9 protein-coding genes and 1 pseudogene are annotated in these 10,850 nt (G+C 75.9%); 4 read left to right on the plus strand and 6 right to left on the minus strand.

Going from position 1 to position 10,850, the window contains the following annotated elements:
• Nucleotides 1–113: 113 nt before the first annotated feature.
• Nucleotides 114–446, plus strand: a pseudogene (locus AB6N23_RS14705) (hypothetical protein); the annotation flags it as partial.
• On the opposite strand, the gene treY reads toward AB6N23_RS14705, so the two are convergent.
• The 3 genes from treY to AB6N23_RS14720 all read right to left on the minus strand — a co-directional run bounded on the left by treY (nt 355) and on the right by AB6N23_RS14720 (nt 5,938).
• Complete coding sequence (gene treY / locus AB6N23_RS14710) at nt 355–2,865, minus strand: malto-oligosyltrehalose synthase (RefSeq protein ID WP_412866762.1); 2,511 nt, start codon at nt 2,863–2,865, stop codon at nt 355–357. The pseudogene AB6N23_RS14705 and the gene treY sit on opposite strands and share 92 nt — an antisense overlap.
• Nucleotides 2,862–5,051 (minus strand): glycogen debranching protein GlgX, encoded by a 2,190-nt coding sequence (gene glgX / locus AB6N23_RS14715; RefSeq protein WP_412866763.1) that lies wholly within the window; start codon nt 5,049–5,051, stop codon nt 2,862–2,864. Before glgX ends, treY begins: the two co-directional genes overlap by 4 nt.
• 92 nt (nt 5,052–5,143) lie before the next feature.
• Entirely contained in the window at nt 5,144–5,938 is a 795-nt protein-coding gene (locus AB6N23_RS14720; RefSeq protein ID WP_412866764.1) for a transglutaminase-like domain-containing protein, read from the minus strand.
• A gap of 160 nt (nt 5,939–6,098) precedes the next feature.
• On the opposite strand from AB6N23_RS14720, the gene AB6N23_RS14725 reads away from it, so the two are divergent.
• From AB6N23_RS14725 to AB6N23_RS14735, 3 genes are all read left to right on the plus strand, one after another.
• On the plus strand, nt 6,099–7,313 hold the full coding sequence (locus tag AB6N23_RS14725) for a glycosyltransferase (protein WP_412866769.1): 1,215 nt from the start codon (nt 6,099–6,101) through the stop codon (nt 7,311–7,313).
• A gap of 147 nt (nt 7,314–7,460) precedes the next feature.
• On the plus strand, nt 7,461–8,018 hold the full coding sequence (locus tag AB6N23_RS14730) for a hypothetical protein (RefSeq protein ID WP_412866765.1): 558 nt from the start codon (nt 7,461–7,463) through the stop codon (nt 8,016–8,018).
• 106 nt (nt 8,019–8,124) lie between these two features.
• Nucleotides 8,125–8,448 (plus strand): DUF6457 domain-containing protein, encoded by a 324-nt coding sequence (locus AB6N23_RS14735; protein WP_412866766.1) that lies wholly within the window; start codon nt 8,125–8,127, stop codon nt 8,446–8,448.
• Nucleotides 8,449–8,482: 34 nt separating this feature from the next.
• On the opposite strand, the gene AB6N23_RS14740 is transcribed toward AB6N23_RS14735, so the two are convergent.
• Genes AB6N23_RS14740 through AB6N23_RS14750 form a run of 3 tightly spaced genes read right to left on the minus strand, consistent with a single transcriptional unit; the run spans nt 8,483 to nt 10,831 of the window.
• Nucleotides 8,483–9,205 carry an NTP transferase domain-containing protein gene (locus AB6N23_RS14740; RefSeq protein WP_412866767.1) on the minus strand — a complete coding sequence of 241 codons (723 nt, stop codon included), beginning with the start codon at nt 9,203–9,205 and terminating at the stop codon, nt 8,483–8,485.
• Nucleotides 9,206–9,218: 13 nt separating this feature from the next.
• A complete protein-coding gene (locus AB6N23_RS14745; RefSeq protein ID WP_412866768.1) occupies nt 9,219–10,016 on the minus strand; it encodes an ATP-binding cassette domain-containing protein in 798 nt (265 codons plus the stop codon).
• Nucleotides 10,017–10,021: 5 nt separating this feature from the next.
• Nucleotides 10,022–10,831 (minus strand): ABC transporter permease, encoded by an 810-nt coding sequence (locus AB6N23_RS14750; protein WP_412866770.1) that lies wholly within the window; start codon nt 10,829–10,831, stop codon nt 10,022–10,024.
• Nucleotides 10,832–10,850: the final 19 nt, after the last annotated feature.

A 10,850-nucleotide genomic window follows, 5' to 3' on the forward strand; every position in this document is an offset into this window, starting at 1 on the left:
TATAAGAGCCCGGCGCCGGCCCGGCCCCCCCCGCGCCGTCCGCACGCACCGGCCCGTCGGCGTCCGCCACGCGCACGCCGACGGACGACGAGGACGAGGACGCGGACGACGCGGCGGCGCTGCCCGTCCGGGTGCAGGTGCTCGACGTCGCACCGCCCGTGCTGCGCCCCGGCGAGGACCTCAGCGTGCGCGTGCTGCTGACCAACACCGGCGAGGACGAGATCGAGGCACCCCGCGCGTACGTGCGCATCGAGCGCATCCGCCCGGGCACGCGCGCCGACCTGGCCACGTGGCTCGACCAGCCCGCGGCCGCGGGCGGCGGCGGGCGCCCACACCTCGGGGACGTACGTCATGTCACTCCTCGTCGTGCACGAGCAGGGCGACGGGCAGGCGCTCGAGCAGGTCGGAGACCCGCTGCACGCCGCCCGGCACGGGACGGTCGGTGAGGACGTCGTGCCACGTGCCCTCGGGCAGCGCGACGGTGTGGTCCGCCCAGCCGCCGAGGCGCTCCACCGCCGCGGCGAGCCGCGTCGCGACGACGGCGACGCGGGGCTGACCCGCGACCGTGCGCGCGTACGTCAGGGTGTGGCCGGACGAGTGCGGCAGCGGGACCAAGCCGGCCTCCGGCCCGACGAAGGCCTCGGGCAGGTCGCGGCGCAGGCGCACGGCGCGCGACGTCACGAGCAGCTTCTCCTCGGCGAGGGTCCGCGGCACGGCGCCCGCGTCGAGGCGCGCGAGCCGTGCGGCGAGCGCGTCCGCGTCGACGGGCCGGCGGTTGTCGGGGTCGACGAGCGAGAGCACGGGCACCTCGGTGCCCTGGTACACGTCGGCGACGCCGGGCAGCGTCAGCTGCACGAGCTTGGTGCCGAGCGTCGCCGCCCGGACCGCCGCGTGCGTGCGGGTGTCCCAGTCGGCGAGCAGCCCGCGCACCCGCGGGTCGGCGGCCGCACGCGTCGCGGTGGTCAGTACCGCCTCCTCGTACGCCTCGTCCGGGGCCGTCCACGCCGTGCGCGACTTCGCCTCCCGGATCGCCTTGGTCAGGTACTCGACGAGGCGCTCCTCGTCGATCGGCGCGTCGCCGTCCCACGTGCCGACGAGGGTCTGCCACAGCAGGTACTCGGTGCGCCCGTCGAGCAGCGCACCGCGGTACCCGGCCGTCGCGCGGCGCAGGTCCTCGACGAGGTCCGCCCACTCGGTGGGCAGCTCCGACAGCACGCCGATGCGGGCACGGGTGTCCTCGCCGCGCTTCGTGTCGTGCGTCGAGAGCGTCGTCATGCCGAGCGGGGTCGCCACCTGGGCGCGGGACGCCCACGCGGCCAGGTCGGTCGGCGTGAAGGCGAACCGGGCGGGCTCGCCGCCGACCTCGCACAGCGCGACGAGGTGCGTCCAGCGGTAGAACGCCGTGTCCTCGACGCCCTTCGCCATGACGGCGCCGCACGTCTGCTGGAACCGGACGACCAGCTCGTCGCGCCGCGGGTCGCGCGTGCGCCCGGCCGACCCGACCTCGCGCCCGAGCAGCAGGTCGACGAGCACGTGCACGGTCTCGTGCCGCTCCGCGGGGAGCCGGCGCCGCGCACGCTCGGCGGCCGCCTGCATGACGGCGACCTGCTCGTGCGACGGGACCTCGCCCGGCACGACGTACGCGCGGTAGCGGTCGAACGCGACGAGCAGCTCGACGAGGCACTCCTCGATCGAGCGCCACGTGTGGTCGCGCAGACGCAGGTCCTCGTGGCAGATCTCCGCCGCGATCGTGGTGAGCCGGTGCACCTCCGCGTAGAGCGGTCCGTCGACGATCTGGCGCTTGGCCTCGTCGACGAGCCGCTCGAAGGCGTCGGGCTCGTCCCCGGTGTACCGGTGCATGAGCGCACCCAGGCGGCCCGCGCCGCCGGGGTCGGTGAACGTCTGCTGGATCCGCCACAGCGCCTCGTAGCCGGTGCTGCCGGCGGTGTCCCAGTCGCCGGGGAGCTCCTCCTCGCCCGCGAGGATCTTCTCGACGACGACCCACGCGCCGTCGGTCGCCTCGCGCAGGCGCGCCAGGTAGCCCGCGGGGTCCGCGAGGCCGTCCGGGTGGTCGATCCGCAGGCCGTCGATCACGCCGTCGCGCAGCAGCCGCAGCACGAGCGCGTGCGTCGCGTCGAACACCTCCGGCTCCTCGACGCGGATCGCGACGAGCGTGCCGACGTCGAAGAACCGGCGGTAGTTGAGCTCCTCGTCCGCGACCTTCCAGTACGCGAGCCGGTAGTGCTGCCGCTCGACGAGCTCGCCCAGCGGGAGCGACTCCGTGCCGGCGCGGACGGGGAACACGTGGTCGTGGTACCGCAGCACCCACGTGGTCCCCACGCCGGGGACGTCCTCCTCGACGAGCCGCAGCTCGTCGCGCGCCAGGACGGCCCCGATGCGGTCGCCGAGCACCGGCATGAGCACCGCGCCGTCGCCCGCCGACCAGTCGACGTCGAACCACGACGCGTACGGCGACTCCGGGCCGTCCGTGAGCACGGACCACAGCGCGCGGTTGTGCCACACGGGCGTGGGCACGGCCATGTGGTTGGGGACGATGTCGAGCACGAGCCCGAGGCCCGCGTCGTGCGCGGCGTCGGCGAGCCGGCGCAGGCCGTCCTCGCCGCCGAGCACGGGGGAGACCTCGTCGTGGTCGACGACGTCGTAGCCGTGCGTCGACCCCGGCGCCGCCGTCAGGACGGGCGACAGGTACACGTGCGTGACGCCGAGCGACGCGTAGTACGGCACGCGGGCGGCGACGTCGTCGAACGTGAGGTCCGCGCCCAGCTGGACGCGGTACGTGGAGACGGGGACGCGGTGCGGCGGCCGGACGAGACGCCGCTCCGGGGTCGTCCAGGTCTCGCTCACTGCACACCACCGCCGGCGCGCGCGGCGGTCGCGGCGGACGGCGGCGCACCCGTGCCCGGGCCCCCCGGCGTCTGCGTCACCGGCGGACGCGTGAGCACGACCATCGAGCGCGGCGCGATCTCGATCTTGCCGCGCGCCTCGATCTCGGTGCCCGGGGCCACCGTCGAGTCGGTGTCGAGGATCGCCGTCCACGTGTCGCCGTACTCGGGCGCCGGCAGCTGGAACTGCCCCTTCTCCCAGTGCCCGTTGAACAGCAGCAGGAAGCTGTCGTCCACGACGTCCTCGCCGCGCATGTCGGGCTCCGCGATCGCGTCGCCGTTGAGGAAGACCTGCACGGCGAAGGCGTGGTCGGCGTGCCAGGCCGCGTCCTCCATGTGCTCGCCGCCGGGGGACAGCCACGCGATGTCGTGCAGGTCCGACTCGCCGCCGTGGTCGGGCGAGCCCGCGAAGAACCGGCGCTGCCGGAACACCGGGTGGTCGCGGCGCAGGCGCACGAGGCGGCGCGAGAACTCGAGCAGCGCGAGGCGCTCGTCGTCGAGGTCCCAGTCCATCCAGGTGATCTCGTTGTCCTGGCAGTACCCGTTGTTGTTGCCGCCCTGGGTGCGGCCGATCTCGTCGCCGTGGGCGATCATCGGCACGCCCTGCGAGAGCAGCAGCGTGGCGAGGAAGTTGCGCTGCTGGCGCGCGCGCAGGCGACCGACGTCGGGGTCGTCCGTGGGGCCCTCGACGCCGCAGTTCCACGAGCGGTTGTGGCTCTCGCCGTCGCGGTTGTCCTCGCCGTTCGCCTCGTTGCGCTTCTCGTTGTAGGACACGAGGTCGGCGAGCGTGAAGCCGTCGTGCGCCGTGACGAAGTTGATGCTCGCGATGGGGCGGCGGCCCGTGTGCTCGTACAGGTCGGACGACCCCGACAGCCGGCTCGCGAACTGGCCGAGCGTCTGCGGCTCCCCGCGCCAGAAGTCGCGCACCGTGTCGCGGTAGTCGCCGTTCCACTCGGACCACAGCGGGGGGAACCCGCCGACCTGGTAGCCGCCGTCGCCGAGGTCCCACGGCTCCGCGATGAGCTTCACCTGCGAGATGACCGGGTCCTGCTGGACGATGTCGAAGAACGCCGACAGGCGGTCCACCTCGTGGAACTGCCGGGCCAGCGTCGCCGCGAGGTCGAACCGGAACCCGTCGACGTGCATCTCGGTCACCCAGTACCGCAGCGAGTCCATGATCAGCTGCAGCACGTGCGGGGAGCGCATGAGCAGCGAGTTGCCCGTGCCCGTGGTGTCGAAGTAGTGCGCCGGGTCCTCGTCGACGAGCCGGTAGTAGCTCGCGTTGTCGATGCCGCGGAAGCTCAGCGTCGGGCCGAGGTGGTTGCCCTCGGCGGTGTGGTTGTAGACCACGTCGAGGATGACCTCGATGTTCGCCTCGTGCAGCGCCTTGACCATCGACTTGAACTCCTGCACCTGCTGCCCGGAGGTCGTCAGCGAGGAGTACGCGTTGTGCGGCGCGAAGAAGCCGATCGTGTTGTAGCCCCAGTAGTTCGACAGGCCGCGCTCCTGCAGCGTCGGGTCGTTGACGAACTGGTGCACCGGCATGAGCTCGATCGCCGTCACGCCGAGGCTCGTCAGGTGCTCGATCACGGCGGGGTGCGCGATGCCGGCGTAGGTGCCGCGCAGCTCCTCCGGGACGGCGGGGTGCAGCTGCGTCAGGCCCTTGACGTGCGCCTCGTAGATGACGGACTCGTGGTACTGGTGCTGCGGCGGGCGGTCGTGGCCCCAGTCGAAGAACGGGTTCACGACGACCGACGTCATCGTGTGGTCCTTCGAGTCCTCCTCGTTGCGCTCGTCGGGCGCGTCGAACCGGTAGGAGAACAGCGACGCGTCGCCGTCGATCTGCCCGTCGATCGCCTTCGCGTACGGGTCGAGCAGCAGCTTGGAGGGGTCGCAGCGGTGGCCCTGCGCGGGGTCGTAGGGCCCGTGCACGCGGTAGCCGTACCGCTGCCCGGGGGCGAGGCCGGGCACGTAGCCGTGCCACACGAAGGCGTCGACCTCGGGGAGGTCGATGCGGGTCTCGGTGCCGTCGGGGTCGACGAGGCACAGCTCGACGCGCTCCGCCACACCGGAGAACAGGGCGAAGTTCGTGCCCGTCCCGTCGTAGGTGGCGCCGAGGGGGTAGGGGCGTCCGGGCCAGATCTGCATGGTGGACAGCGTGCCAGCGACGACCGGCCTCGGCCTGTCGAGCGGACGCCCCGGAGCCGACGACGACCAAGGTCACAGCGCCGTGCGGCGGGTCAGGCGATCGACACCAGCGTGCGCACGTCGTCGTCGGGCAGCACGTCGGCGACGGCGGTGACCGACACGGCGTCCAGCACGGCGACGCCGCGGTGCACGCTGAGGAACGCCGTGTCGGAGGCGTCGCGGCCGGTCGCGACCCGCACGAGCGAGGGGCGCGGGGCGAGCGTGGTCGCGTCGACGACCCGCCACGCGCCGTCGACCCACGCCTCGGCGACAGCGTGGAAGTCCATCGGCGCGAGGCCGGGCGCGTACACGGCGACCACGCGCGCCGGCACGTCCAGGGCCCGCAGCAGCGCGACGACGAGGTGCGCGTAGTCCCGGCACACGCCCTGCCGGGCGAGGAGCGTGCGGACCGCCCCGTCCGTCGGCTGGCTCGACCCCGGCACGTACGCCAGCCGGGTGCCGACCCACGACGAGACGGCCGCGAGCAGGTCGACGCCGGCCAGCCCGGCGAACTCGGCGCGCGCCGTCGGGCCCAGGGCGTCGGACTCGCAGTACCGGCTCGGACGGGTGGACCACAGCCGGTCCGCCTCGCCGTCGCCCGGCGCGACGGCGCCCGTGCCGTGCACGGTGGCGCGGTAGTCGACGACGAGCGCGCCGGGGCCCGCGTCGACGACGTGCAGGCGCGTGCCGAGCGGGCCGTCGAGCTCGCGCACGGGCACCGGTGCGCCGTCGAGCGTCACGGCGAGCGCCTCGTCGGGCGCGTGCGACCGGGCGACGGCGACCTCGAGCACGAGGGTCGCGGCCGAGCGGACGGTGAGGGACAGGTGGGAGGTGACGTCGCGCTGCACGGGCCCATGCTGCCGTTCGGGGGACCTGCGCGCCCCAGGGGGCCCCTGAAGCGTTTCGCGCGGTTCGCGCCTTCTGCGTTCCCAGGACCGTCGGCTACCGTGACGGCACGTCGCCGTGGACCCCCCGACGGCGACCCCGACGAGCGTGAGCGAGGCCGAGATGACGGGACCGTCGCGAGGTGGCCCCCGGCTCACCGTCATCGTCCCCACCTTCAACGAGGCGCCGAACGTCGCGGAGCTCGTGCGCCGCGTCGACGCGGCGACCCGGGGGCTGGACGCCGAGCTGCTGTTCGTCGACGACTCGACGGACGACACCGCGGACGTCGTCCGCGCCGTGGCGCCGAGCGCCGGGCTGCCCGTGCGCGTGCTGCACCGCGACGACCCCGTGGGCGGCCTCGGCGGTGCCGTGGCCGAGGGACTGCGCGCGTCCGACGCCCCCCTGTGCCTCGTCATGGACGGCGACCTGCAGCACCCGCCCGAGCTGATCCCGACGATGGTGGCGCGCGCCGCCGAGGACGACGTCGACGTCGTCGTCGCCTCCCGGTACGTCGGCGACGGCAGCAGCGCGGGCCTGTCCGGTGCGGCACGCCAGGCCGTGTCCTCGACGTCGACGGCGGTCACGCGAGCGATGTTCCCCGTGCGGCTGCGGGACTGCTCCGACCCGATGACGGGCTTCTTCCTCGTGCGGCGCAGCGCCGTCGACCTCGAGGTGCTGCGGCCGCGCGGGTTCAAGATCCTGCTCGAGATCCTCGCCCGGCACCCCATGCGGGTCGTCGAGGTGCCGTTCGTGTTCGGCGAGCGGTTCGCGGGCCGCTCGAAGGCGAACCTCGCGCAGGGCCTGCACTTCCTGTGGCAGCTCGGCGGCCTGCGCTTCGGGCGCATGTCCCGCTTCGCCATCATCGGCGGGCTGGGCGCGCTCGCGAACGTCGCGATCGTCGCCCTGCTCACGACCCTCGGCGCCGGCTGGCTGCTCGCGGCACTCGTCGCGGCCGAGCTCACCATCGTCGGGAACTTCCTCATGCAGGAGCGGTTCGTGTTCCGCGACCTGCGCCACGAGGGCAAGGGGCCGTGGGCGCGGTTCGGGCAGTCCTTCACGTTCAACAACGTCGAGACGCTCGTGCGGATGCCGGTCATGGCGCTGCTGGTGGAGACCATGCACGTGGCGGCCGTCCTGGCGACCGCCATCACGCTCGTCGTCGCCTTCGTGGCCCGGTTCACGTTCCACTCCCGGATCGTCTACCGCCCGCGCGCCAGCCGCAGCCGCGTCCGCCTGACGACGCCCGCCGCGGCCGCCGTCGCCGCCGCCGACCAGCCGGACGCGGTCACGCCGATGCTCGACGAGCCGGACGCCGTCGTCCCGTCCGACCGCGGCTGACGGCGACGCCGGGCGCGCACCCCGGACGCCCGCGTGCACCGGGCCGCGGGCCGTTCCCCTGGCGCGACGGTCCCCGGGCGAGCAGCATCGACGGGACCGCCGCCGCTGCCACGGGCCGCGACGGACCACGGCCGCACCGGAGGAGCGATGGGCACCGACCACCCCGACACCGACCACCCCGACATCGACCACCCCGAGATCGACCGCACCCTGCTGGCGACGTACGTCGAGGACCACGTCGCCGGTGCCACCGCCGTGATCTCCCGGCTCGAGCGGCTCAGCCGCGTCGAGGAGATCGGCGACATGCGGGAGCCGCTCGGCCGGCTCGCCGCCGAGCTGCGCGAGGAGCGGGCCACGCACATGGCGACGGCCCGCGACCTCGAGCTGTCCCTCTCGCGCCTCAAGCGCGTCGGCGCGGTGCTGGGCGAGCACGTCGCCCGCCTCAAGCCGAACGGCCGCGTCGGCGGGCGCTCACCCATGTCCCTCGTCCTGGAGCTCGAGATCATCCGGTCCGGGCTGGAGGGCAAGCGCATGGGATGGGTGACGCTGCGCGAGCACGCCGACGCGCTCGAGCTCGACGTCGCACGCCTCGAGCACTTCATCACGCGCTCGCGCGACCAGGCCGACCGCGTCGAGCACCTCGCGGCCCGCGCCCGGGAGCGCGCCTTCGCGCCGCACCTCGGCACGACGTCCGCCGACGACTGACGGCGTCGACCCGGGCCACGGCCGGGGCGGCACGCGTAGGCTCGGCGACCGCAGGACGCCGGCTCCCGCACGCCGGGCGCGCACCCCTCACGACGGGAGACGACGCATGCAGCCGCACACCGAGCCGGGGGACGACCCGCACACCGCCCCGCACGCCGACCCGCTGCCGGAGTGGCTCGCCCACGTCGCCGCCGTCCTCGAGGTGGACCCCGGGCTCGTGCTCGACGCGGCGGACCCCGTCCTCGACATGGTGCGCGACGTCGCGCACGGCGTCGTGCGGCCCGCGGGGCCGATGACGGCGTTCCTCGTCGGCGTCGTCGCGGGACGTGCGGCGGAGGCCGGGGCGGACGCCACCGGGATCGAGGCGCGGGTGCGGGACGCGCTCGCGGACGTCGACGACGAGCTGCGGCGGCGCGCCGGCGCACGCTGAGCCCGCCGCCGCGGGCGCCGTGCGCGAGGGTTCCTCAGGGGCCGTCGGCGGCACCACCCGGGACGTCGCGCGCGACGTCCCCCGCGACGTCCCGCGCGCGTGCGAGGTCGTCCGCGTCGTCGACGTCGAGGACGGTCGCCGCCGGCAGGTCGACCGTGACGACGTCGAGGTGCGCCCACAGCGCACGGACCGGCCGGTCCGCCACGGGCCCGCGCAGCACGGCGGCCACGGCCGGCACGCGGTAGGCGGCGAGCAGCGGCTGCGGGCGGCCGTCCGGGCCGGCGGCGAGCGCCGCGGCGGCGTGCGGTGCCGCGTCGAGCGCTGCGAGGAGCGCGGGCACGGCCCGGCCGGCGAACGGCTGGTCGCCGGCGACGGCCACGAGCACGGCGGCGTCCGGGGCGGCCGTCGGGGCGGCGGACGGTCCCGCGGGCGGCCCGGCGACGGAACCCGCCGCGAGCCCGGCCGCCAGCGCCGCGAGGGGGCCGGCGCCCGGCGGGTCCTCCCGGCACCACCGCACGTGCGGGAGCGTCGCCCGCAGCGGGGCCGGCGGCGGGTCGGCCACCACGACGGTGCGCCACCGCGCGAGGTCGTGCAGGAGGCGGTGCAGCAGCGGCTGCCCGCCGACGTCGAGGGCGGTCTTGTCGCCCCCGCCGAGACGGCGGGACGTGCCGCCCGCGGGCACGACGACGAGCACGTCCGCGCGGGCGTGCCCGCGGCCGGCCGACGACCCGCCCGCGCCGCGGTCGCCCCCGGTCACGCGACCGGCCCGGTCACGTGACCACCCCGGGCGGGCGTCCGTCGAGGGCGGCCACGAGGCCGGCGACGTAGGCGGTGGCCGGCGCGGCCGCCACCGCGTGCGGCGTGCCGCGCTGCACAGCCCGTCCGTGCTCCACGACGACGACGTCGTCGGCCAGCGCGAGCGCGTCGGCGAGGTCGTGCGTGACGAGCACCGCCGGCACGCCGGTCGCGCGGACGTGCCGGTCGACGACCGCGCGGGCCACGGTGCGGCCGGACGCGTCCAGCGCCGCGAACGGCTCGTCCAGCAGCAGGGCGGCGGGCTCCACCGCGAGCGCGCGGGCCAGGCCGACGCGCTGCGCCTGGCCGCCGGACAGCCGGTGCGCCCGGGTGCGTGCGTGCGCGTCGACGGCGAGCGCGGCGAGGAGCTCGTCGGCGCGGCGGCGCGCGTCGGCGGCGTGCTCGCCGGCGGCGCGACGCCCGAACGCGACGTTCTCGCGCGCCGACAGGTGCGGCACGAGCAGGACGTCCTGCAGCAGCACGCCGAGCCGGCGGTGCTCGGGCGGCACGTCGACGCCCTCGGCCGCGTCGACGAGGGTGCGGGCGCCGAGGCGGACGTGGCCGGCGTCGAGCCGGACGAGCCCGGCGAGGGCCGCCAGGGCGGTGGACTTGCCGCCGCCGTTCGGCCCGAGGACGGCCAGCACGCGGCCCGCGGGCACCGCGAGCGCCAGGTCGAGGGTGAACGCGCCGCGGCGGACGACGACGTGGGTGTCGAGGTCGCCGCTGGGCGCCGGTGCGAGCCCGCGCGGACGGCCGAGGAGCCCCCGCGGCACGGGCGTCACCGGACGCCCCCGGCCCGCACGCCGGGCGCGGGCTCCCGCGCACCCGTCAGGCCGCCGACCCAGCGGCCGCGCATGACGAGCAGGACGGCCACGGAGAGCACGAGCAGGAGCAGCGACATCGCGACGGCGGCGTCCGGGTCGGTGTCCAGCGCGAGGTGCACGGCGAGCGGCATGGTGCGGGTCGTGCCGGGGAAGCTGCCCGCGAACGTCAGCGTCGCACCGAACTCGCCGAGGGCCCGCGCGAAGCACAGCGCCGCGCCGGCGGCGATGCCGGGTGCCGCGGCCGGCAGGGTGACGCGTCGCACGACGTACCAGCGCGACGCCCCGAGCGTCGCCGCGGCGGCCTCCCGGCGCTCGTCCGTGCCGCCGATCGCCCCCTCGACCGCGAGGACGAGGAACGGGAGCGCGACGAACGTCTGCGCGAGGACCACGGCGAGGGTCGTGAACGGCACGCCCACGCCGAACCACGCCTCGAGCTGCCGCCCGACGGGCGCCCGCCGCCCGAGCAGCAGCAGCAGCGCGACGCCGCCGACGACCGGGGGCAGCACGAGCGGCACGGTCACGAGCGCGCGCACGAGCGAGCGCCCGGGCAGGTCGGCGCGCGCCAGCGCCCAGGCGAGCGGCACGCCGACGAGGAGGCACAGCGCGGTGCTCGTCGCGGCGGTGGTCAGGGACAGGCGCAGGGCGTCGAGCACGGCGGGCTCGAGCACGCGCGCGCCGAGGTCGGCCCACGGCGTCGCGGCGACGAGCGCGACGAGCGGCGCGAGCAGCAGGACGAGCGCGAGTGCCGCGGGGACGAGCAGCACCGCGGGCGCGGGGCGGCGG

Origin of the sequence: Cellulomonas pasadenensis, from assembly GCF_047229365.1 — a bacterium.
GTDB lineage: Bacteria > Actinomycetota > Actinomycetes > Actinomycetales > Cellulomonadaceae > Cellulomonas.

Coding starts and splice junctions, on each gene's coding strand:
- AB6N23_RS14735 (WP_412866766.1), top strand. CDS start 8,125: ATGCAGCCGCACACCGAGCCGGGGGACGACCCGCACACCGCCCCGCAC.
- AB6N23_RS14725 (WP_412866769.1), top strand. CDS start 6,099: ATGACGGGACCGTCGCGAGGTGGCCCCCGGCTCACCGTCATCGTCCCC.
- glgX (WP_412866763.1), bottom strand. CDS start 5,051: ATGCAGATCTGGCCCGGACGCCCCTACCCCCTCGGCGCCACCTACGAC.
- AB6N23_RS14730 (WP_412866765.1), top strand. CDS start 7,461: ATGGGCACCGACCACCCCGACACCGACCACCCCGACATCGACCACCCC.